We start from the raw sequence: 22,834 nt of genomic DNA, 5'->3' as shown, positions 1-22,834 counted from the left end.
CACCGCTGCGGTTAAAGGCTAAATTCGCTCACAGGTTTTTAGTTATTTACGCCAATGCACTTGCACCAATACCCTTGGGCACGCCGGCATTTTGCTGTTCCAGAGTGATTGTTATCCCTAAAGGGGTAAGCGGATATTGTGGTAAACCACATAGGCAAGTTGAGTGTGATCTGCGGCAACTAAAAGTTAAAAATGATCTAAAAATTCGTGAATAGGATCAATAGAATTGGCGAGCCCTTTGAGGAACCACTCGCCAACATTTTGAGATAAAAAACAGGCTAAAAAAATCTAAAAACTGACCAAAACAAGCTCGGTAAAATGGCGGCTTAATCGACCAAAGTGATCTCTAAGCCATTGAGTAAACGAATCGCTTCGTCACGGCTAAACTTAGCGCCTTTAATTTTATTGTTAAAAATATCGATATCGTAATCGGTCGCCTCGGAGAAATCCGCCTCCATCAACTCGGTGCGGCCGAATAAGCTGTGGCGAAAATCGCTGTAACTAAAGTTGGCGCGATTAAACTTGCCCTCACGGAAATCCACATCCTGCGCCTTACAGCCCTCGAGCACCATTTCATCGAGCTTAAGCCCCATAAAAGAGCAATCGTTTAAGATGCAGGTTATAAAACTAAAAGGCGCCGCAAAGGATAATCTCGGCCAAGCGGCGCGAGTCCAATCTATGCCCACCAACTTACATTCTTCAAAACTCACGCCGTTAAATTGGCTTAAGGGCACCTTGAGCAGGCTTAAATTACAGCCCACAAAACGGCAATCGATAAACTTGCAGTTACGGAATGTGCTGTCGCTAAATTGGCAATCGTGGAATTCACACTCTTCAAACTCCAGATCCTGCCACAGGGTTTGGCTCTCGGCTAAGGCGATAAATTGCTTTGAGAAAAAATATCGCCCCTCGGAGGCGGCGCGCGCCATCATCGGCGTTTTTACATCTGTCATTGACTACCTCTATCTGTGTCATCTCTACCTAGGCTAAGGGCTGATGGGCAAACTGTGTTTTTCAATTCACAAAAAATGGGCGTTAACGCAAAAGGCCACGCGGTATAGGTGCTTAGCCACTCGCTTTATTCAGACCACCTATATTACCCCGATTTACAGAGCTAACTGCATGCCTATATTGGGATTAATACCATTCTGAGGCTTAGCGAGTCACACTTTAAACTCAAGCTTCGCGATTCCTCGGCTCGGGTTTTATGGGAAGTATTTTCTGCTGCCACATTGATCCCAGCCCAAATTTACACCGACACGCCGCACAGATGTGCATAAATAGCCGTGGAAAATTTTGCGAATAAAGGTAAAATGGCGCCACTTTTCGCGGCTGTCTAACAAGGTTCTCTCGGATTAATGGTTAGCCTTTTCGAGCAAAATGGCACGGGGTTCCCCCGCTTGAACAGACCAGATTCCTTCTGGCGCCAACCTTGCTCTGCGTGCTATTTTTACCCCTTATCCCGACCTTCTCTCTCCTGCCTATCGCCCGAAAATATCCTATTCGCTTTACGTTTTAACCTCACCAATCTCTTGTGCGCACTGAGCGATAAGCTATTGGTCAATAATAAAAAGGTGGCAAAGCAATTACGGCTTATGCACACCGCAACGAATAAAAAACTCGTCCCTACACTCTCTATCCAAAGGAATACTCGTCATGAGTCTTGCTGATTCCGTATTAGCCGTAAACAACGATTTACCCATCCGCACCGACAGCCCAGTCCATAGCGGCAAGGTACGTAGCGTTTACTGGCTAACCGACGCCGACAGCCGCCGTTTAATTCAAACCAAGGGCTACAATGTGCCCGAAGATACGCCGCTTGCCATTATGGTGATTAGCGACCGTATCTCAGCCTTCGACTGCATCTTCCACGGTGAAGGCGGATTAAAAGGCATTCCAGGTAAAGGCGCGGCATTAAATGCCATTTCTAATCATTGGTTTAAGTTATTTGCCGAAAACGGTTTAGCCGACAGCCACATTTTAGATATTCCGCATCCCTTCGTTTGGATAGTCCAAAAAGCCCGTCCGATTAAAGTCGAAGCCATTTGCCGCCAATACATTACTGGCTCAATGTGGCGCGCCTACTCTAAGGGCGAGCGCGTATTCTGCGGTATCACACTGCCAGAAGGCTTAGAAAAAGATCAAAAGCTGCCAGATTTGCTGATCACCCCTTCGACCAAAGGTATCTTAACCGGAATTCCCGGTGTACCCGCGCAGGACGATGTGAACATCAGCCGCAGTGATATCGAAGCCAACTACCAAGCCTTTGGTTTTGAAAAGGTAGAAGATATCGACCTGTACGAGAAGCTGTTAAAAGATGGCTTTAAGGTGATCTCAAAGGCGCTAGCCGACCTTGACCAAGTGTTTGTGGATACCAAGTTCGAGTTTGGTTATGTGACCGATAAAAACGGCAACTCAAAACTGATCTATATGGATGAAGTGGGCACCCCAGACTCATCCCGCATTTGGGACGGCGCCGCTTACCGCGATGGTAAAATCCTTGAAAACTCTAAGGAAGGCTTCCGTCAGTTCCTACTGAACCACTTCCCCGATCCGGATATTCTGCTCAACAAAGATAGAATGCCAGAGCGCGAAGCCCTCGCCCGCGATAATGCCCTGCCATTAGAGGCCATGATGAATGTGTCACGCACTTACACCGGCATCGCCGAGAAGGTGACTGGCGCGGCAATCCCGCTGCCAGCGAATCCTAAGGCAGATATCATCAAGATCCTACGTGAAGAGTATGATCTGATTGTTTAATCAAATCATAGGTTTTTGGTGGTTTGCCCATCACTAAACTGTAGAAAAGGCGCTTAGGCGCCTTTTTTGTTTGCACAAAATTGTATTCATATTGGTCATATAAGAATACTTCGCATTAGAGCTGAGCAAGCAAAGCAATAGATAATCCAAACTTCGTTTGCTGTTTTTAAAATCAAAATCAAAGTCGTGGGTCTTCAACCCACACCCGACCAAGAGGGGATCAACAGCAATTCCCTCTTGGATCTCCCTTGCCGCCCCTAGCGAAGTTACATGCATTGGTTACTAGCCTTGGTCTTATGGATAAATTGCTATCGCTTCCGAAGGATGCGTCCCTGCACCTGCGAAAGCTAGCCGGTCATCCATGACCGGACTCACGCAATTTATTCCAACGCCCCGCGGCAACTTCGCAGGGGAAGGTGTACTTCTGAGGCTTTGGTGTTGTCTGCGGTTTACTGAAAATAATATGCATGTCCCATCTTTACCATTTCGTCACTTGAATGCTAAAAGAAAGTGCATTATGTTCTTGTTTTATCTTGGGTGGCCTGATTAACTTGTTGCCATTTGTAGAGATAGATATTTAAATTTTTCTAGTGAATTTAAGACCTTTAGGCAAATATTTAAACTTATCTGAGTGAAGATTTAGCCTTTCGAGAGCATTTTGAATTTCTATCAGTTCTTTAAGACTGGCCTTCGAATTAAAATATTTTAAATTACTAAATATATTATTATATAGATTGTGAAGTAACATTTCTGTTATTTTAAGGTGTTCTAAAGTTATGCTTTCACTATTTCCATCATGAATATATTGGTTTCTATCACGGTATAAACTTTCTATTTTTGAACTTAACTTAGAATCTTCCCAGTATTCATGCCACCCTATTAGAGCTCTAAACGTGTCAATCAAAGACTCTTTATGATTCTTACCACCTGATGTTAAAATACACTCTAGTGCAGTCATTCTATATATGAATGCTTGCCTAATATCATTTTCGGCTATGCTTTTTCCTGCGAAAATAAATGAGCGGTATAATGTTTTTTCCCAATCATTCATATCTTTACTGCATTTTCCGAAAAGCTTTATAGCTTTAAAAAAGTAAAAGGAACGATGGTACCTTACCCAGTCTGAATCAAGTCTTAATGGAAACAAGGTGCCTTCAGACTTGAAACCGCCGCCAAAACTGTTTTCTCCATTGAGCTTTATGGTTACGTGTTGTGTTGAATAAAAGTGATTGTGTGATAAATCAGGTCTCGATTGTGATGATTTGCTTACGTATGAAAGCTGAGACGCTATTAAAATAAAAAGTTTATCCTTAACTTCTTTTTCTGCAAGCGATCTAGCCTCATCTAAAAAACCGTTTTGCCTTATTACAGCCAAAATACACTTTTCTTTTTCAACAATTTCCTTGGTTAAATAATTTGATGTTAAATTTTCTTTCTTTAACTTAACACCAAATTTTGTTTTTGCTCTATAAAATTTCTCAGCGGTTATAAAAGTGACGTTTCCAATTTTAAATTCATGTCCTATTGAATCTGTTAAGTCTAGGTTGTTGACTGGAAAAATAAAAAGCCAATCTCCTGCAATTTTATTATTACCACCCATTAGCATTCCTTTTTTTAATTGATGTCATAAATTTTATAGTCTATAAAAACTTATTAGATTACGTTTAATTACTGCATTAGTGTATTTGCTTACAGTCATAATGTCACTTTGGAAAAGATGCGAAAGGAACAAGATGGGACAGGCATAACTCTTTTGGGATTAACAACCAACACAGAAGTAACAGAAGTTCACCTCCCCTGCGAAGTTGCTGAAAGGCGTTGAAGACTCTTTATTAAAAGGATAGCGCGTGACGCAGACAGGACGTCTGCGTAGCTTTCGGGGTACAGGATGTACCATCGGAAGCGTTAGCGATTTTCGAATAAGCACGAAGCCACTAATCAATGCATGTAACTTCGCTAGGGGCGTCTTGGCTGATGTGAAAACAATAGACAAGGAGGATAGGACGAGCAGTCCTCCTTGGTCGACTCTTGATTAAAAATTAGGGGGTGAAGCCCCACGACTTTGATTCACCTCGGCCGTTAGGCCGCAATGACTACAGTTATTCACAGGAAAATTGTGAAAGGCAAAGATGGATATGGGTGTAAATCAGAGCCGCCAAAGCTAACCGCCCAGTTGCTACCTTCAACCTAAGGTTAAATCTTCACACAGACAAACAGCGCATTACCCGAGCTTAAATCCCATGGGACGATTTTTTCATAATCGTGTTCAAAGATATGCACTTCAAAATATGGTGCGAGTAACGCTTGCAGCTCCGCAAAACTGGTCGCGACCATAGTATGTTGGTCTTGCCATAACTCAGTCTGATGCGCAGATGTATCGGCATCTGCTTCGAAATCAACCTGTTGAGTAAAAGGCTGCTGACTCTTTGCAATACTCAGATTTAATGACTGATTTTCGCCTTGACCACTGTAATGCCAGCCAGATTCAAAGGCAAAATGGTGCCCCTCAAACTCGGCAAAATGCTTAATCGATAAGCGGTTATCGATGCGGTGCTTATCAACCGAGTTAAAACAAAATATCCCCCCGTCATTCAGGGCGCGGTGCACGCTGGCAATACAACTCTTTAGCCGCTCGATGCCCGCACTGTAATGAATGGAATATAAAAAACAGGTAATTAAATCGACTGGCTGCTCGAGATAAAAGGCGGTCATATCCTGTAGATTAAACTGCGCCTCAGGGCACCGGTGCATGGCCATATCGAGCATGGGTTGATTAATATCCAGACCACGACACTGATAGCCTAGATCGATAAAATGCCGCACATGCGGGCCAGTGCCACAGGCTAGATCGAGGTGTTGCTTGCCATTATTCCCTAAGAACTGATGCAATCGATGGATACTCGCACTCTGTTGTTGATAGTTGATATCGGAGCACATGAGATCGTAATAACCGGAGAGATCGGTATAAAGCGCGTTAGAAGACATAGCGGCAAACAGGAGCCATAGGCAATTAAGGGTGGCGCATGATATATCAGTTGGCTAAGAACCGATACACGCAATTCCGCCCTAGAGTCGAGTACAAAACGCGAGAATCCATTTTATTTAATAAAACAGCAAACTAGGATAAAAGATGGGACAGGTGTTTTCTTCAATTCGGTTCGCTAAGTGGAATATGCCTTTACGGCCAAGCATATAAAAATGGGCTGCCCAGTTGAGCAGCCCATTGCGATAGAGAGTCATACCCATATCGCGGTTTTATTTGAGTTTATAAACCACTTCGACTCTATCTTCGATAGTGACTTGGCCATATTGATAACTTTCGGCGGCGCCCATGGCATCGGCCTTGGCATTCATACGTAACATCACGGGTTGCACTGGGCGTTGATCGTAATAACGAATTTGCCACACCTTACCTAGGTTCTCCCCAAATCCCTTGGCTAAGCTTTCGGCTTTTTGTTTAGCATCGACAATGGCCGCTTGGCGCGCCTTGGCCACATACTCGGCCTCTTTGCTCGACTTAAGGGCGATATTGTTGACCCTGTTAATCCCCTCCTCTAAGGCGGAGTCCAAAATGGTATTTAAGCGGGCTAAATCGCGAATAGTGACTGTGATTTGGCGACTCGCGGTATAACCACTCAGCTCGGGCGCCTTATCCTGGGCATACACATATTGCGGTTGCAGATTTAAGTTAGCGCTTTGGATTTGCTCCTTGGTAATGCCCGCGGCGGTTAAACGGGCGATAAACTTCGCCACTGCGGCATCCGAATTATCCTTGGCAGCCTTAGCCTCTTTCTCGGTAACGGCCACTTCGACATTAAGCTCAGCCATATCCGGCTCCACCTGAATTTGGCTCACCCCCATGGTTTCGATATGGGGAAAATCCACGTCGGCGGCCATTGCCTTCGCAGTAAATACACCTGAAAAAAGACCACCAGCCACTAATACAGCTAAAAGAGAATGCTTCATTGTTAACTCCAACTAAATCATTTAAGGCGAGACTGCCGTGGTTCTGACGCGGCGGCTATCGGCTAAAAGTACGACTCACTGTACCAATATGTAACAGCCCGATTTGTCGTCCGTTACGATAGCCACGCATCATGCAAACTACCCCTATAAACGCGGGCAAAAATAAAAAGGGTTAATTTTTTTGAAAATTTTTTAAATCAGCGGCGAGCGGCAGTGCACTGCGTCATTCAATCCTTAAAGCCATTCACCCAAGATGAAATGCGGCGGGATAACAGAGCAGCGGACTCAACCGCGCCACAACTGGTAGAAACGCCCTCTTGGCTGTACACTTTTCACCCAAAGACACTGTACCTTTTAATCACTTCAGGTATAATCCGCGCTCTTTTTACGGCGCTCTTTTATCAGCATCAGCGAGACACCATGACAGTTGAAACTTTTAATCCTAAGCAAACAACCACGCTTGAGACCCCAGCCAAGACATTAGAAGCAGCGAGTGCTGACTTAGCTAATGCCGAAAGTGCTACCGGGAATCGCATCGGTTTCGTGTCTTTGGGTTGCCCAAAAAACCTAGTGGACTCAGAGCGCATTCTGACCCAATTACGCATCGACGGCTATGAAGTCACCAACAGCTATGACAATGCCGATCTGGTTATCGTCAACACCTGTGGCTTTATCGATGCGGCGGTTGAAGAATCCTTAGATGCGGTGCGCGAAGCCCTAGAAGAAAACGGCAAAGTGATCGTGACTGGCTGTTTAGGCGCCAAGGAAAACCAAATCCGTGAAGTGCACCCAGACGTGCTCGAAATCACGGGTCCACACAGCTACGAAGCCGTGTTAAAGCATGTACACAAGTACGTGCCAAAACCAGCGCACAACCCATTTACCTCGTTAATCCCACAAACTGGGGTTAAGTTAACGCCTAAGCATTATGCTTATTTAAAGATTTCAGAAGGTTGTGATAACCGTTGTACCTTCTGCATCATCCCAGCACTGCGTGGCGATTTAGATAGCCGCCCAGCGGGTAGCGTATTAGACGAAGCGAAACGCTTAGTTGAATCGGGCGTACAAGAGATTTTAGTCGTTAGCCAAGACACCTCTGCCTACGGTAAAGACAAGGGCGGCCGCACCGATTTCTGGAACGGTATGCCTGTGAAGCAAGACATCACTAGCCTTGCCCGCCAATTGGGCAAGATGGGCGCTTGGGTACGTTTACACTACATCTACCCATACCCATGGGTTGACGATCTGATCCCCTTGATGGCCGAAGGTTTAATCCTGCCTTACCTAGACATTCCAATGCAGCACGCCAGCCCTCGCATCCTGAAGATGATGAAGCGTCCAGGCCGTGTTGACCGTCAGTTAGAAGCGATTCAACGCTGGCGCGAAATCTGCCCAGACTTGGTGATCCGCTCAACCTTTATCGTGGGCTTCCCTGGCGAAACCGAAGAAGACTTCGAAATGTTGCTCGACTTCCTGCGTGAAGCGCGCCTCGACCGCGTAGGCTGCTTCAAGTACTCAGAAGTGGAAGGCGCAGTCGCCAACACCATAGCTGAACTTATCAGCGAAGAAGTGAAGGAAGACAGATACCACAGATTTATGGAAGTCCAAGCCGAGATCAGCGCCGAGCGTTTAGCTCGTTTCGTTGGCCGCACTATGGATATTCTGATCGATGACGTTGACGAAGAAGGTGCGATTGGCCGCAGCTTCGCCGATGCTCCAGAAATCGACGGCATGGTCTTTATCAACGGTGAAACCGAACTCGAACCCGGCATGTTAGTCCGCGCTGTGATCACTCACTCGGACGAGCACGATCTGTGGGCCGAGTTAGTCGACGCCGATGCAGAAGAGGATATCGAGGCTTAAGCACTCAACTTAAGCGTGCTACTTAAGCGCTTGCCCTCAGCAGTCAATTAGCCGGATTAAAAACATAAATAGCGAGCCCTTGATATTAATACTAATAGTCAAGGGCTCGCTTTTTTATGGGTAATCGTTACCGGCATAGTGATAGGCATTGAAGGATATAGGCTGTAAATGGCAGAGCGGATAAGTCGAGGAATAGGCTCAGGAATGGTGCTTTAAGAGGTTTACAGGATAAGAATCAAGGAGAAATCGAGCAGAGCTAAGGGAGAAACAAGTTACAAGGCGAGCAAAGTTAAAGCTTCAACATTAGGGCCAGGGAGGCAAGCCCCATAAAGTCGAAAGGGGTATCGCCCCTGTGCTGATACCCCTTTCGGTTTGCTGCTTTACGGTTATAAGATCCTTTGCCCTTTTTCGGCTTTTCGGTTCGCATTCTAAACAGTGAGCTAGTCACCACTGCCTTGAGTGCGTTGTCGGTAATAGTGCCGCGACCATTTTCATGTTCGAGCACACTAGTCTCTTTAAGCTTTGCCATAGGAACTCCTCAGTTAATATTTACAGGCCAAATGCACCTCACCCGACCTGCGGCGACACTATAGCGCAATATGACAGGATGTACAGAGTTTGTGCAGTAGTGCAAAGAATCTCTCTTTTTATTATCAAAAAGTATGATAGATTAATTCAATAAAAATAATACATTAGGCTAACAAGCCTTCGCCTTAGTTGTACTTTTAGCTCGCCCATTGGCGGCAAGATTACCCTTTGTAATCACGGGATAAGGAGATCATTTTGCAGTTTGCAGTTATTTATAGGCCTTTGCTTAGCCTCGTTTTCTTGTTACTCAGCTTCTTCCCCAGTCTCGCGCAGGCTTTTTCAAGCTCTGAGTGCATCATTACCATGGGGTATCGCACCAGTGAGCGCCTTCCCTTTATCGAGCACGACCCAAATAACCAAGGCTTTTACCACGACATCTATCAAGCCGCCGCCGAACGGATTGGTTGCAAACTCAGGATCACGCGTGCGCCTAAGATGCGGATTTTGCGGGATCTAAAACTCGGTAATATCGACTTTTATCCAGGCCTGAGTTTTAGTGAAGAGCGCGCCCAATTTGCCTATTTTATCCCTAATGGCCTGTCGGAGCGCGCCATCGGCATTAGCCGTGCGGGAGCCGCCAATATCAGTTCGTTAGAGCAGTTGTCCCAGAGTGGGATGACACTATTAATCGCCCCCGGCAGCTACGACTTTAACGGCCTCCCCGAGACCATGTCGGTACGTAAACCGCCCGAACTCGATGTGCCTAAGGCCTTAGATTACCTGCTTGCCAGCCAAGGGGATTTTTTTATCTACGATCAGGCCACCATCAGCTACTACCTTAAACAGCGGGATATGAGCCAATTTAAGCTGCACCCTAATTGCTGCCAGCAGCCTCAGGCCATGTATCTGGGGTTTTCGAAAAAAAGCCGCCATTTTCGCGGACAACATAACCCTAACTACCGAGCAGACTTACCCGTCAGCCCAGATAACAGCCCCAACAGGCTCGCCGAAGATTCGAAGGCCTATGAGTTTGCCAAAGCCCTCGCCGCCATGGATGCCGAAGGGGAAACCCAGCGGATCTACTTTAATCACTTCGGTTAATCCAAAGACGCGTTAAACCTCGCCGCTTGTTACCCTTATCTTGGCGCTAGCTTATCTTCACATTGGCGCTAGTTAGCACTTAAGGCCGCTATTTCAGCTTTATCTTTATAAGCTCTGCGACAATATGCCGCACCTGTCACACTTAGATGATCTTTATAATGCAGCGCAATTTATCCGAGTGAATGGAAGACAAAACGATGGCTGCAAACGCTTCAACTATCCCCCACGGCTTTAAATGCTCCGCAATCGCCAGCGCGCTGACCTTAGCATTAGGCGCTTCGGTTGCCTCACAGGCCATAGCCGACGAGACAAATCAGACTCAAATCGAACGTATTCAAGTCCATGGCGAGCAGAGTCTTGGCCGTAACACCTTAGGCTCGGCCAATGCTTTGCTGAAAGACCAAGGCGTCGATTTCTCCGAAGCGGGCGGCGTTTCCGCCTTGCCCGTACTCAATGGCATGATGGGCGATCGCATTAAAGTGCTAGTCGATGGCGCTGATATCACCGCTTCCTGTGCTAACCAAATGAACCCACCACTTTCCTACGTTTCCGCTAATCAAATCAGCTCGATAGAAGTGGTCGCGGGCGTGTCCCCCGTCAGTGCGGGCGGCGACAATATCGCCGGGGTGATTAAGGTTAATAGCCTTAATCCTAAATTTATCGACAGCGACAACCTCAGCTTCGAAAGCGGCGAGATTTCATCGGGATACCGCAGCACTAGCGATGCCTTCTTACTCGGCGCTAAGGCTGGGATTGCCAGTAAGGACCTAAGTTTCAGCTATCAAGGCGCCTATGAAGATGCCAATAGCTACCAGGATGGTCACGGCGATAAAGTGCTCGATACCCTCTATCGCGCCCAAAACCATGCATTAACGGCGGCATGGCGCGATGACACACAACAACTGGCGCTTAAGCTAACGCACCAAGCTATCCCGTTCCAAGGTTTTCCGAATCAATACATGGACATGACGGATAACAAGAGTTACGGCGCCCTAGTCCGCTATCTGCGGGATTTAGACAACGACGGTGAATTTAGCGCCCAGTTAAACTGGCACAGTGTGAAGCATGAAATGGGCTTCTTCACCCCAGAAAAAAACGGCAAGATGCCGATGAACACAGAGGGCAGCGATTACAGCTACCAACTGCATTGGCGCTTACCCATGGGTGATGACAGCACGCTACTCGTCGGTCAGGAATATTATAACTATCAACTCGATGATACTTGGCCAGCGGTGCCCGGCACTATGATGGCCCCCAATGACTATATCAATATCAACGACGGTGAACGCCGCCGCGCCGCAGTTTATGGCGAATGGCAGCAAAACCTCACGCCACTCTGGTGGTTGTATGCCGGGGTGCGTTATGAATATGTCACCACAGATACGGGCGAAGTGCAGGCTTACAGCAATATGCCCATGATGGGCATGCCGAATGTGGATGCCGAAGCAGCAAAAGCCTTTAATGCTATGGATAGAAGCCGAGACGATAACCTTATCGATGCTACGCTGTTAGCGCGTTATCAGCTATCGGCCAAACAACAATTAGAATTTGGCTTAGCCCGTAAAAACCGCGCGCCAAACCTGTATGAGCGTTACAGCTGGGGCCGAGGCGTGATGGCAACCACAATGATCGGCTGGTATGGCGACGGCAACGGTTATGTGGGTAATCCCGATCTAAAGCCCGAAACGGCGCACACCCTGAGTGCGGCCTATAAGTTTAATGGCGATGAATGGCAATTCTCGACCACGGCTTGGTATAGCGCAGTGACCGACTATATTGATGCCGAAGTGATTGGCAGCTTTAACCGTAGTGGCCTTGCCAACGGTAAACGCAATATCCTTAAATTCACCAACGAAGATGCCAATTTATATGGCGCTAAGTTGAGTGCGAACTACCTATTAGCCGATACCGACAGCGGTAAATGGCAGATGCAAGGTAAGCTGAATATCACCCGTGGCGAGCGCGATGAGGATAACGAGCCGCTTTATCAAATCAAACCGCTACAAACCGAGTTAGCCCTTAGCCATCAACTGGGCGATTGGGAAAACCGCATGTCATGGCAATGGGTAGCGACTAAGGAGAAGGTCGATGATCGCCGTTTAGAAAATGAGACCGACAGTTATTCGCTGTTAAATTTAAGCAGCAGTATCAAATGGCAAGAGCTGAGTTTAACCTTTGCGATCAACAACCTGTTTGATACTTACTACGAACTGCCACTAGGTGGCGTCAACCTTGCCGAATTTAAGGCCGATAGCACGGGTGGCTTTAGCCAAGTCGCAGGTTCGGGTCGCTCATTTGAATTAGGCGCTAGCTACAAATTCTAATGAGCACCGCCGCTAAAATGTGGCAGCGCTATTTAGCACGGTGCAATTAAATCAAAAAGGGCAAATGCATTAGCATTTGCCCTTTAGTTTAAAGCTCATTCAGTTACCCGCGACTTTCATCTCGGATAATAAGATCCCACCGGTGCGGATAGACGAACGTAAATCGAAGTCTTTACTGACCGCCTGAATCCCACGGAACATATCCTTCAAGTTGCCGGCGATAGTGATCTCTTCGACGGGGAACTGCACTTCGCCATTTTCCACGTAAAAACCGGCGGCGCCGCGGGAATAATCCCCCGTCACCATATTCACGCCTTGGCCCATCACTTCTGTGACAATTAAGCCAGTGCCCATGCCTTTGACTAGCTCATCGAAGCTTTGCCCCGTGTGCGCCAGCGTCCAGTTGTAGATGCCGCCCGCATGGCCTGTGTTGGTTAAGCCTAATTTGCGCGCCGAATAACTGGTCAGCAGATAGCTTTCTAACATACCACGGTCGATGATGCGTCTATCTTGCGTCGCCACACCTTCGCTATCGTAGTTGGCACTGGCAAGTGCGCCCAGCAGATGCGGCTGTTCTTCAATATTGAACCAATCGGGGAAGATTTGGGTGTGAATCGCATCCAACAGGAAGCTGGATTTACGGTACAGGCTGCCACCGCTGATCGCGCCGACTAAATGGCCGATAAGCCCTGTGGCGATTTCAGGCGAAAGCAGAATAGGTAAACGCGAAGTCGCAATTTTGCGCGCGCCTAAACGGCTCACTGTCTTTTGTGCGGTTTTCAAGCCCACGGACTCTGGAGATAGCATCTCACTGAATTTACGTGCGATAGTGTAGTCATAATCCCGCTGCATGCTGCCATCACTGTCTTCGCCGATCACGCTGCAACTTAAGCTGTAGCGCGAGCTGCAATAACCATTTAAGAAGCCGTGGCTATTGCCGTACACCTTGACCGAAGTGTGGGCGTTTGCGCTGGCACCATCGGAGTTATTGATGCGCGAGTCGGCATCGAGCGCCGCGGTTTCTGCGCGAATCGCCAATTGGGCTAATTCGTCGGGGGAAATATCTTCAGGATAATAGAGCTTAAGATCGCGGATCTCGGTCGCCATTAAAGCTTTCTCGGCTAAACCGCTAAAGGGGTCGGCCGAGGTGTAACGGGCGATATCGTCCGCCGCTTTCACTGCCAAGGCAATGGCTTCTGGGCTGAGATCTGAAGTCGATGAACTGCCCTTGCAACCATCGCGATAAACCGTAATCCCTAGGGCGCCATCTTTATTAAATTCAACCGTTTCCACTTCTTTTAAGCGGGTTGAAACCGATAATCCCTGTTGTTTGCTGATCGCCACTTCGGCGGCATTTGTCCCTAATTTATTGGCATATTCGAGGGCCACGGCAACCGCATCTTTCAGCGCGGCCAATTCACTATCGATTCTGTTCAAAGACACAAAGCTACTCTTTCGTTGTCGGCAATGGCGTTAGCATAACAAACACCCATGCCATTCTCATTATTTATTGCGCGCTTATTTCGTCATTCTCAGCCATGGCGCACGCGCTTTCGTTAGGCGATTTTTGGCGGGAGATGTTATTATTAGGCCGTTATTTAACTGAGGTTTTATCTATATGAAGATTGTTGGTGATTCAGAGCATTTTAAACAACCCTATGACAGTGACGAAGAGTATGTCAGCAAAACCGAGGACAAGCGTGACTGCGAAGCTGCTCAAAAAGTCGGTATGGAATTGGTGTCGCTCAGTAAGACCCAGCTAGATAAAATCGAGCTGGACGAGCACTTATACGACAGCATCCAGCAAGCTCATAAGATTAAGCCGAAGACCGAAGCCTATCGCCGCCATATGCAATATATCGGTAAGTTGATGCGTAACGTCGATGTGGAGCCGATTAAAGCCGCGCTCGCTATCGTACTGAACAAAAACAACAACGAAACCGCTAAGCTGCAAATGTTCGAGAAAATGCGTGAGCGTTTACTGAGCCAAGGCGACAGCGAAATTCAAACCTTAGTGGAACATTATCCACAGTTGGACAGACAGAAGCTGCGTACCTTAGTGCGCCAAGCCACAAAAGAGTTGGCAAAAGGCCCTGAGTCCAAATCATCAAAAGAGCTGTTTAAATACCTACGCAGCGAAATCCAAGACTAACCATTCAGCCCAACAAGGATGTTTGCTTATGCGATTTAGCAACACGTTTTGCAATCTTACTTTGCTTTCTATTGGCTTATTTGGACTTTGGGGCTGTAACGGCCCTTCTGACGAAGATAACGGTGGCACAGATGCCAGCGACGGTATTTACAAACTGTCTATCGACTTTAAAACTCTATCGGGTAGTCAATGTGGCAGTTTTACCTCACTTCAAAGTTTCCCTAAAGACGCAGGTTTTTGTGCTGTCGCCAAGTTAAACAAAGGTTCGGCTAAGGTTAGCAATCAGAGAGTTAACTTTACGAACGACCTTGGGGCGTTAACACCGGAAAGCAAACTCACAGATAGCAACGGTGAAGCCGTTGTGATTGTGAGTAATCCAGATTTGCTTATCAATGCTGGCACTATTACAGCGACCACTACCCCAAATGACTCCAGCACGGCGCTATCGGCGACTCGCAACTTTGAATTTACAGGGATTATCGACGGCACTGGTGCATCCATCGCCCCAAAACTGAGTGCCAGTATTCAAAGCGGCGCGAATGTAGTGACTCGCTTTAAAGTGGATGAAGCCGTACAACTGCAAGCCATTTTCCTCGATGCCGAGAGTAACGGTATTGCCGATGCTAAGGTCACCTTTAGCGCGGGTTCGGCCACCTTAACCCCTGCCAGCGCGCTAACAGATGATAAAGGTATTGCCCAAGTCAGTTATACCCCGAGCGCCACCGAGTTAGGCGCCAATGCCTTAACGGTAACAGTGGATTATCAAGGGCAATCGCTACAAAGCAGCAGCTTATATGAAGTGCTCAGCAAAGATGCCGTTAACGAAGCCGGCACCCTAAAATTAGGCTCCTTTACTGGCAGCAGTTTTACCGAAGGTAAACTGGCGAGTACGTTAACGGCGCAGGCCGATGGCAGTTATAAAATCAGTGCGGGCGGCAGCTTTGGTGTGACCGCAAGCTTAGTGTTAGAGGCCAGCGATGGCACTATCACTCGCGTACAGGCGCCGTCATCCATCAGTTTCAGCTCTGACTGTACCGCCAGCAATAATGCGAGCTTAGACTCGCCTGTCACGACCCTATCGGGTAATGCCAGCTCGACCTTCCAAGACACCAGCTGCAGCGGGAATAGCGAGCGTAACGATCAAATCGTCGCAACCACAGTCGTGGGTAATCAAACGCTGACGGCGAACTTCCCCTTTACGCTTCAACGTCAAACCTTAGCCAGTCTGAGCTTTGAAGCGGCCGAACCCAACCAAATTCGCATTAAAGGCGCAGGTGGGACTGGGTCGAGCGAATCATCACTGGTGAGCTTTAAAGTCACCAGCGCCAATGGCCAGCCCGCAGCGCAGCAAAAGGTTAGTTTTAGCTTAGATACTGTGGTCGGCGGTTTAAGTTTTGCCAATGGCAGCGCCAATGCCGAGGGGCAAACAAACGCCCAAGGTATCGCCAGTGTGCGTGTGCTTTCGGGTACTGTGCCGACCCCAGTTCGTGTGGTCGCCAGCGCAGTGGATGCCGATACCAAGGAAGTGATCACTAGCCAATCTGAGCAATTAACGGTTAATACTGGCCTGCCGCAGCAGCTTGGCTTTGGTCTTTCGACGACAATATTTAATCCCGAAGCGGGCGATTATAACGGTGAAACCGCGACTATTACCGCCAGACTGTCGGACAGTTTTGGTAACCCTGCGCCCGATGATACTACGGTGAACTTCACCACCGAAGGTGGCCAAATCGCCCCAAGCTGCCTGACGCAAAATGGTGCCTGTAGCGTGACTTGGACTTCAAGCGCTTATCGCCCTCAAGATCACCGTATTACCATCTTGGCCTATGCCTTGGGTCACGAAACCTTCTTCGACACTAACGGCAACAATCAGTTTGATAGTGCCGATGGTGGCGCTATCGCAAACGCTTGTTTATTTAATGGTGTAGCAACTCACTGCAGCGGTAATGGTATGGATGTGGAAACCTTCCACAGTAGCGGTTTTAGCGACTTACCAACGGCGTTTCGTGATGATAATGAAAACTTTAGCCGCGACAGTGGTGAACCTTATTTCGATAACCTCGCCCGAGAGACCTATCCCGTCGCCGATGGCAAGTTTAACGGCCCTCAATGTGAAGGCAGCCTCTGTGGCACTGGTCAAGCCAACAAAACCTATGTGCGTAAGGCTTTGGTGTTAAGCATGTCGGGTTCGCAAGCTTATATCAGTGTGCAGCAAGACGGTGTGTTACTCGCAAGCGTCAATGATATTAAACCCGTTGCAGCAGGTAGCGAGTCTAAGTTTGTGGTGTTTGTACATGACAGTGCCAAACAAATTATGCCTGCTAAGACTCAAATCGAGCTCTGCGTCGATTGTAACGGTACGCCAGATATCATTGAGGTAGCCAATACTCTCACCGCGAAGAATGGCTTAGGCACACCGCTCAGTTTCACCGCCTCTGCGGGGAGTCAGATCAGCGTCGTGACCACTACGCCCAAGCAAGTTAAGACCACCCTCAGCTTTACCGTGCCGACACTGTAAAAACCAAAAGACCCGCCAAAGCGGGTCTTTTACTTTCTAGCTCAATCTATTGGTTAATTCTGTAACTCTACCGCCTTGCGTAAACGCAGGCTTCGCAGCGCCAAGTACAAGACCCCGACAGCCGCCCAAATCAAACCAAGCTCTAGGGACTGAGGCTCAAGGTTAATCCACAGCACGCCAATAGTCGCCGCGCCGCACAAGGGTAAGACGAAGTACTGAAAGTGGTCTTTCAAGGATTGGTTACGTTTCTCTTTGATATAAAACTGCACTATCACCGACAGGTTCACAAAGGTAAAGGCAACCAACGCGCCGAAGTTGACGAGCGCCAGTGCCATTTCGAGGTCGAAGGACACAGCCGAAAGCGCCAGTAATCCCACCAGAATCACGTTAAATGCCGGCGTGCGCCATTTGGGGTGAATATAGCCAAAGCCTTTATTGGGCAGCATATTGTCGCGACCCATCACGTAGAGAATACGTGCCACGCCCGCATGGGCGGCCATGCCCGAGGCTAAAACCGCAATGGTGGTTGCCACCAGTACCACTGACTGGAATAAATTGCCGCCCACATACAGGGCAATCTCCGGCAGCACAGCATCTAACTGTTGGAAACGAGAAATATCTGGGAAAAACAGCTGTAAGAAATAGGACACGCTGACAAAAATCACGCCGCCAATCAAAGCAGTTAGCACGATAGCGCGGGGGATCACCCGCTTAGCGTCCTTGGTTTCTTCACTCAAGGAACTTAAGCCATCGAAGCCCAAGAAGGAGAAACACAGAATGGTCGCGCCAGTAAACAGCGGCGCAAGGGTTATCTCTTCGGAATAGAATGGACGCACACTGGCAATCACACCTTCACCTTCGCCAAGGGACAGACTGTGGGCCATTAAGCCAATGAAAACTAAGATAATGGCTATCTGAGCGAATACGATAACGCCATTAAAATTCGCCACTAAATCTATGCCCCTGAGGTTTAATACCGTCATCACAGCGACTAAACCAAAGATAAAAATCCACGGCTCGACGTTAGGGAACATGGCCGTCAGGTAAATCTTTGCCAGCAGCATATTGATCATCGGCATAAACATATAATCGAGCAGCGATGACCAGCCCACCATAAAGCCCACATTCGGGCTAAAGGTTTTTTGCGCATAGGTATAAGCCGAGCCCGCATAGGGATATTTACGCACTAAGTGACCATAGCTAAAGGCGGTAAACAGGATCCCCGCTAACGCGAGCAGGTAAGAGGTGGCCACATGGCCTGAGGTGATCTCGGAGACAATGCCAAAGGTGTCAAACACGGCCATAGGCGTGAGATAGGCTAATCCCATCACCACCACTTGCCACAGACTAAGGCTTTGCTTTAAGCCTGGATTTTGTTGGCTCATATCCAACCTCCTTTTGCAGCAGGTGGAATTGCAAACGTAACAGCTTGATTTACGGCAACTACCGAACATCCGGTAAACAACAGCCCCATTGAATTGTCCTCAGTAAAGTAGGTTCAAACGAACCTCATATCATTTCCGGATGTTTACCGGCCTCAATTGGTTTAAAACCCATACGCTCAAAAAGAAAATAACCGGGATACTGAATACCCCGGTTATTTTTGCGGCGCGCATTCTCCCCCAAAACAGCGTCGAAGACAACCCAATAAGGGCATTAAGTTGCCTATCTGTGTCCTCTGTACGGTAAAGCGGGTCTAAGCAGATGAAGGCTGGCATGGAGTGAAATGGTTCTGCCCCGAATAAAGCGCGCAAATATTGTACTTACCACTGTGAGACAGCTCCGATTGTCGCGATTTTTGAGACAAAGAGACACGCTGTTATGGGCTTATCCACACCAAGGGGTTGCCGTAAAGTATGTTCCATCAACCCGATATTATTTTGATAAAACGACTTAGCAGTCTTAGGAGTCCATGATGAAACTAAATAAAACCATGATGATGGCAACTGGTGCAGCCTTACTGTGTAGCAGCGTTCAAGCCGTCGAAATCGATTACTTCGCGGGTATGGGTTTAGGTTATCAAGCCGATGAAATTGAAGGTGTGATCAATAAAGATACTGAAGATCTAAGCTACCAAGCCCGCGTTGGTATGCTGATTGAGCAAAACCACCGCATTACCGGTACGTTTGGCTATATGGAAGACAAGTTCAACTTTGCCAACGATAAGTTCAAACAGGAACAGTACAGCTGGTTAGTGTCCTATGACTACCTGTTACCCGTGCATAAAGACGTTAACCTGTTCGCCGGTGTCAGCATTGGCGCCAACGACAACAAGGTCTCAGGCAAATCGGCAACCGATTTTGTGTATGGTGGTCAAGTTGGCGTGCAATACAAATGGAGCGAGCATTTCTCATCGGATCTTGGCTATCGTTATTTAGCCCAAGACTATGAAGAAAACGGCAATGAAATTAACAACAGTCAGCAGGTTTACCTCACCTTAGACTACAAGTTCTAACAGTATTTTCTCCCTCATTATTTTCTTGGAGTACCTCGCTTATTTGGGTACTCCCTTTTTTTAAACAGCCTACCGAGTTCGATACAACTATCCACAAGGGAACACATACAAGATACAGGGGCCAGATAGCGATGTGAGGTATGCTTAGAAGTAAAGGCTTTCGACGATTTTACCGTTAACCAGCATGTCGCATTTATCGCCCGAGCTGGATTTCGTCGCTTGGATCACGCCAGCAATCGCACCAAATGCGCCACCTTGGCTACCTAACACTGAACCGAAATAGCATTGGCTAGAGATGGTGTAACCCTTGTATTTACCGCTAAGGTTTTGGGTTGGCGTGTAAGGAGGGAAAGTCCCTTTCATCACTGAATCGCCATTCACAGACAGTGAAATATTTTTGCGTTCAGTATCGTAGCTACCGCCAAAAACGAGGTTGATACCATCGATTTCAACGGTTTTTTCTTGTGCAACGATGGGAGGTTTAGCGGCGCAGGCGGCCAACAGACAAGTACCCATGGCCAAAGAGAGTAAAGTAATTTTACGCATTTCATCTTCCTTTTGATGCGATAAAAAAATGAAGCAACTGCTTCGAAATTAAACGGCCCCTGTTTAATTTTTTGCCGGACGATTATATCTATATCTGCCTAATATCCAATAACAAATTTAATACAAACGCAAAAATCAGTGTTTTGTCGGTACGAATAACAGCGTCGCCTAAGACGCATTAAGTTCAGCTAATGCCCGCGCACGACGTTTAATCCCTAAAATCGCAAGCCCAAAAAACAGCACAAACAGCCCCCAAAGCTGTAACCACTTTGGCAGCACACTCGCCCAGCTGGCGCCCATTTGGTTCAGCTCCAACATCCCCATAATGGCGGGCACCGCAGGGATAATCTGCGAGCCCAGCACCAAAGGCTCGGGGATCAAGGCAATCGGCCAGACAAAGCCGGAGACGAACAGAATCGGCATAGAAATCAGCAGCAATACTTGGGTCGGTAAATCGCGGCGGGTAAACAAGGTGCTCATCGCAACCCCAGCCGCAGCCGTCGCCAGTAAAAACGGCAACAACCAGAGCGCCACTTGGCCAAGACTCGCTTGAATACTCACCTTATACCAGTGGTAGCAATACCCCACATAAAAGCTGGTAAACACCATATAAATCAACATAAAGGCAAGAATTCGACCACAGACCAATTGCAACGGCGACACCTGTTGCCAATAGCTGCGGCTGCGCCACTGACCCGCGCCTAAGATCCCAGTCCCAATCAACAAGGTTTGATGCAGGATAAGTAAGAAGAGCCCAGGCACCACGTAGGGGGTATAACCCAGACTAGGGTTAAAGGCGGGCACGCTGTTTAAATGCAGCGAGTTCAGGTTCTGCTCGGCTTCTTTAGGATTTTTCCCCTGCGCGAGCATCCCAATCAATTGCACTTGTTTGCCCGCATCCATCCCCGCGCTGACAAGCCCCTCGGCCACTGCCGAATAAATCAAGAAGTAACTGGCATCGCCGCCGTAGCTTAAGGTTACGCCCTTGCCCAGCAGCAAGTCGCGACGAAATCCTTCGGGGATCACCAGTAAGCCATGGGCCTTGCCGGTTTCGATAAAACGCTTCGCCTCAGTAATGGAGCCAACTTGACCTATCACCTGAATTTTTGCGCTGGCATCCGCATGACGAATAAGTTGACGGCTTAGGGAGGAATGATCTAAATCCACCACGATAAGCTGTTGTTCTGTTGGGACTTGGTGCAAGTAAGGCAAGGGATAGAGCACAGAATAAAACAGCACACCGCCGAATAGGGTCACGGCAATTGCCTTGTCACTCACAATCGCCTTTAATTCTGTTAGCACTAACTGCCATAAATTCATGCTATTGCCCCTTCGCAGCAAGTGGCGCCGCATCGTATGCCGCCGCTTCAGCCTGAGCTTTTACCGTCATCGGCAGTAATTTAATCGCCAAGAAATAAATCAGCGGCAATAAACCGATAAACCCCCAATAACTAGTGAGTTGCTGCGCCACCGTTGACCAAGTCGCGCCATAACTCACCACGCTGACATGGGACTCAATATAATGGCTCGATGGCATAATGAGTCGCCACCACTGAGCGAGTTGCGGCATTTCATGGGTGGGGAAAGTGATCCCCATAAAGGCGAAGGCTGGCGCAAACAGCGCAGTACAAAAACTGATGACCCGCGCGCTATCGCGCATCAGCACAAAGATAAACAACACTAGGCTCCACATCGCCAGTAGCATAATCAACTGGGCAAACAGCAGCAGCGCTAAACTACCTGCAAAAGGCAAAGCCAGATACAGATACAACCAAGCGAGGATAAACCCGCCTTGCAGCATCAATATCGGGGTAAACAACAGGATTTTAGCCAACACTTTCGGCCAAAAATGCTTGGTCAATCGATTGGAGATCCCATCCTCTGACTGCGCGGCATTAAGGTGTAACTCGCGATTTAAGCTGTTAGCCATCACCAACATAGATAATAACTGCCAGAGTGCAACCAATACCGGCGGCACTAAAAAACCTATGTAGTTGTTATTACGGTTAAACAGCGCGGTCGTTTGGCTCTTTACTGGGCTTAAATTCACCGCCACTTGGGATTTTGGCGTACCCGTCATCAGCTGCTTAAGGCCTGTGACCTGTAACAGCCCATCGCCTAGACTCAACTGAATTTGGCTCGACAGCAGCTTACCCACCAGCAAAAACTGGCTGTTGTAACGCACATCGATTGTTGGTTTATGGCCGGTGAGTAAATCCTTTTTCATATCATGGGGAAATACCACCACGGCATAGACCTGCGCCTGCTGCATGGCCGCGACGGCCGAAGGGAGATCGGTAAAACTGCGCGGCTCAGTCACAGGGTTGGCTTTGAGTTGACGGGTCAACATTCGGCTCAATTGGCTGTGGTCTTGGTCGACAATCGCCACGGGTAATTGCCGTGGTAGCCCAGCACTAAATAACCACCAGAGACACAAGATGCCCAGCAGTGGGATGTAACTGATAAGGGCCAGTTGCCAAGGATCGCGCCATAGCGCCCTAAGCTCGCGGCGCACTAATGCAATGATGCCTAAAGATACAGGCTGCGCCGCATTCTGAGCCTCGTTCAACAGCTTAGACTCGCTCAAATGCATTTGCTCGCTCGGTAACTTGGCCACAATG

Annotated in this window: 17 protein-coding genes; 7 read left to right on the top strand and 10 right to left on the bottom strand. The window is 47.9% G+C overall.

The genetic code is table 11. The features are described 5' to 3' along the window. Nucleotides 1–326: 326 nt before the first annotated feature. The gene (locus B5P39_RS00600; protein ID WP_088210067.1) at nucleotides 327–953 is read right to left on the bottom strand and encodes a pentapeptide repeat-containing protein; all 627 of its coding nucleotides are present in this window, start codon (nucleotides 951–953) and stop codon (nucleotides 327–329) included. Between the two features lie 703 nt (nucleotides 954–1,656). Here B5P39_RS00600 and B5P39_RS00590 point away from each other — a divergent pair. After that, entirely contained in the window at nucleotides 1,657–2,760 is a 1,104-nt protein-coding gene (locus B5P39_RS00590) for a phosphoribosylaminoimidazolesuccinocarboxamide synthase (protein ID WP_088210065.1), read from the top strand. Nucleotides 2,761–3,337: 577 nt separating this feature from the next. On the opposite strand, the gene B5P39_RS00580 is transcribed toward B5P39_RS00590, so the two are convergent. The 3 genes from B5P39_RS00580 to B5P39_RS00570 all read right to left on the bottom strand — a co-directional run bounded on the left by B5P39_RS00580 (nucleotide 3,338) and on the right by B5P39_RS00570 (nucleotide 6,726). Further along, nucleotides 3,338–4,360, bottom strand: coding sequence for a HEPN domain-containing protein (locus B5P39_RS00580; RefSeq protein WP_088210063.1), 1,023 nt, complete (start codon nucleotides 4,358–4,360; stop codon nucleotides 3,338–3,340). Nucleotides 4,361–4,953: 593 nt separating this feature from the next. Then, nucleotides 4,954–5,745, bottom strand: a complete 792-nt coding sequence (locus tag B5P39_RS00575) for a class I SAM-dependent DNA methyltransferase (protein WP_088210062.1) — start codon at nucleotides 5,743–5,745, stop codon at nucleotides 4,954–4,956. 270 nt (nucleotides 5,746–6,015) lie between these two features. Next, nucleotides 6,016–6,726: an oxidative stress defense protein gene (locus B5P39_RS00570; protein ID WP_088210061.1), complete on the bottom strand. Its 711-nt coding sequence runs from the start codon at nucleotides 6,724–6,726 to the stop codon at nucleotides 6,016–6,018. 420 nt (nucleotides 6,727–7,146) lie between these two features. Here B5P39_RS00570 and rimO point away from each other — a divergent pair, with 420 nt between their 5' ends. Next, nucleotides 7,147–8,589, top strand: a complete 1,443-nt coding sequence (gene rimO, locus B5P39_RS00565; RefSeq protein WP_088210060.1) for a 30S ribosomal protein S12 methylthiotransferase RimO — start codon at nucleotides 7,147–7,149, stop codon at nucleotides 8,587–8,589. Between the two features lie 289 nt (nucleotides 8,590–8,878). Here the strand turns inward: rimO and B5P39_RS00560 are convergent, their stop codons facing one another. Next, nucleotides 8,879–9,118 (bottom strand): ribosome alternative rescue factor ArfA, encoded by a 240-nt coding sequence (locus B5P39_RS00560; protein WP_088210059.1) that lies wholly within the window; start codon nucleotides 9,116–9,118, stop codon nucleotides 8,879–8,881. Nucleotides 9,119–9,399: 281 nt separating this feature from the next. Here B5P39_RS00560 and B5P39_RS00555 point away from each other — a divergent pair, with 281 nt between their 5' ends. Both B5P39_RS00555 and B5P39_RS00550 read left to right on the top strand, forming a co-directional pair. Next, nucleotides 9,400–10,218, top strand: coding sequence for a substrate-binding periplasmic protein (locus B5P39_RS00555; RefSeq protein WP_408733583.1), 819 nt, complete (start codon nucleotides 9,400–9,402; stop codon nucleotides 10,216–10,218). Between the two features lie 182 nt (nucleotides 10,219–10,400). Further along, nucleotides 10,401–12,542, top strand: coding sequence for a TonB-dependent receptor domain-containing protein (locus tag B5P39_RS00550; protein ID WP_176399830.1), 2,142 nt, complete (start codon nucleotides 10,401–10,403; stop codon nucleotides 12,540–12,542). A 99-nt stretch (nucleotides 12,543–12,641) separates the two neighbouring features. Here B5P39_RS00550 and pmbA read toward each other — a convergent pair whose 3' ends face one another. Next, the gene (gene pmbA, locus B5P39_RS00545; RefSeq protein ID WP_088210057.1) at nucleotides 12,642–13,985 is read right to left on the bottom strand and encodes a metalloprotease PmbA; all 1,344 of its coding nucleotides are present in this window, start codon (nucleotides 13,983–13,985) and stop codon (nucleotides 12,642–12,644) included. 175 nt (nucleotides 13,986–14,160) lie between these two features. On the opposite strand from pmbA, the gene yjgA reads away from it, so the two are divergent. Both yjgA and B5P39_RS00535 read left to right on the top strand, forming a co-directional pair. Continuing rightward, nucleotides 14,161–14,694, top strand: coding sequence for a ribosome biogenesis factor YjgA (gene yjgA / locus B5P39_RS00540; RefSeq protein ID WP_011625015.1), 534 nt, complete (start codon nucleotides 14,161–14,163; stop codon nucleotides 14,692–14,694). A 28-nt stretch (nucleotides 14,695–14,722) separates the two neighbouring features. Further along, the gene (locus B5P39_RS00535) at nucleotides 14,723–17,212 is read left to right on the top strand and encodes an Ig-like domain-containing protein (RefSeq protein WP_088210056.1); all 2,490 of its coding nucleotides are present in this window, start codon (nucleotides 14,723–14,725) and stop codon (nucleotides 17,210–17,212) included. A 53-nt stretch (nucleotides 17,213–17,265) separates the two neighbouring features. Here the strand turns inward: B5P39_RS00535 and B5P39_RS00530 are convergent, their stop codons facing one another. Then, nucleotides 17,266–18,597: an APC family permease gene (locus B5P39_RS00530; RefSeq protein WP_088210055.1), complete on the bottom strand. Its 1,332-nt coding sequence runs from the start codon at nucleotides 18,595–18,597 to the stop codon at nucleotides 17,266–17,268. Between the two features lie 530 nt (nucleotides 18,598–19,127). Here B5P39_RS00530 and B5P39_RS00525 point away from each other — a divergent pair. Next, nucleotides 19,128–19,667, top strand: coding sequence for a porin family protein (locus tag B5P39_RS00525; RefSeq protein WP_088210054.1), 540 nt, complete (start codon nucleotides 19,128–19,130; stop codon nucleotides 19,665–19,667). A gap of 144 nt (nucleotides 19,668–19,811) precedes the next feature. Here the strand turns inward: B5P39_RS00525 and B5P39_RS00520 are convergent, their stop codons facing one another. From B5P39_RS00520 to B5P39_RS00510, 3 genes are all read right to left on the bottom strand, one after another. After that, nucleotides 19,812–20,213 carry a hypothetical protein gene (locus B5P39_RS00520; RefSeq protein WP_088210053.1) on the bottom strand — a complete coding sequence of 134 codons (402 nt, stop codon included), beginning with the start codon at nucleotides 20,211–20,213 and terminating at the stop codon, nucleotides 19,812–19,814. A gap of 168 nt (nucleotides 20,214–20,381) precedes the next feature. Next, nucleotides 20,382–21,533, bottom strand: a complete 1,152-nt coding sequence (locus B5P39_RS00515; RefSeq protein ID WP_088210052.1) for an ABC transporter permease — start codon at nucleotides 21,531–21,533, stop codon at nucleotides 20,382–20,384. Between the two features lies 1 nt (nucleotide 21,534). Next, a complete protein-coding gene (locus tag B5P39_RS00510) occupies nucleotides 21,535–22,830 on the bottom strand; it encodes an ABC transporter permease (protein ID WP_088210051.1) in 1,296 nt (431 codons plus the stop codon). Nucleotides 22,831–22,834 lie beyond the last annotated feature (4 nt).

Origin of the sequence: Shewanella sp. Shew256 (assembly GCF_002196695.1) — a bacterium.
Lineage (GTDB): Bacteria > Pseudomonadota > Gammaproteobacteria > Enterobacterales > Shewanellaceae > Shewanella > Shewanella mangrovisoli.
This window is presented reverse-complemented; position numbering and strand designations above follow the sequence as displayed.

Bases quoted from the DNA above. Each gene is read 5' to 3' on its own strand.
- B5P39_RS00535 (WP_088210056.1), top strand. From the start codon at position 14,723: ATGCGATTTAGCAACACGTTTTGCAATCTTACTTTGCTTTCTATTGGC.
- B5P39_RS00520 (WP_088210053.1), bottom strand. From the start codon at position 20,213: ATGCGTAAAATTACTTTACTCTCTTTGGCCATGGGTACTTGTCTGTTG.
- yjgA (WP_011625015.1), top strand. From the start codon at position 14,161: ATGAAGATTGTTGGTGATTCAGAGCATTTTAAACAACCCTATGACAGT.
- B5P39_RS00590 (WP_088210065.1), top strand. From the start codon at position 1,657: ATGAGTCTTGCTGATTCCGTATTAGCCGTAAACAACGATTTACCCATC.
- B5P39_RS00560 (WP_088210059.1), bottom strand. From the start codon at position 9,118: ATGGCAAAGCTTAAAGAGACTAGTGTGCTCGAACATGAAAATGGTCGC.
- B5P39_RS00600 (WP_088210067.1), bottom strand. From the start codon at position 953: ATGACAGATGTAAAAACGCCGATGATGGCGCGCGCCGCCTCCGAGGGG.
- rimO (WP_088210060.1), top strand. From the start codon at position 7,147: ATGACAGTTGAAACTTTTAATCCTAAGCAAACAACCACGCTTGAGACC.
- B5P39_RS00575 (WP_088210062.1), bottom strand. From the start codon at position 5,745: ATGTCTTCTAACGCGCTTTATACCGATCTCTCCGGTTATTACGATCTC.
- B5P39_RS00530 (WP_088210055.1), bottom strand. From the start codon at position 18,597: ATGAGCCAACAAAATCCAGGCTTAAAGCAAAGCCTTAGTCTGTGGCAA.
- B5P39_RS00515 (WP_088210052.1), bottom strand. From the start codon at position 21,533: ATGAATTTATGGCAGTTAGTGCTAACAGAATTAAAGGCGATTGTGAGT.
- B5P39_RS00570 (WP_088210061.1), bottom strand. From the start codon at position 6,726: ATGAAGCATTCTCTTTTAGCTGTATTAGTGGCTGGTGGTCTTTTTTCA.
- B5P39_RS00550 (WP_176399830.1), top strand. From the start codon at position 10,401: ATGGAAGACAAAACGATGGCTGCAAACGCTTCAACTATCCCCCACGGC.
- B5P39_RS00525 (WP_088210054.1), top strand. From the start codon at position 19,128: ATGAAACTAAATAAAACCATGATGATGGCAACTGGTGCAGCCTTACTG.
- B5P39_RS00580 (WP_088210063.1), bottom strand. From the start codon at position 4,360: ATGGGTGGTAATAATAAAATTGCAGGAGATTGGCTTTTTATTTTTCCA.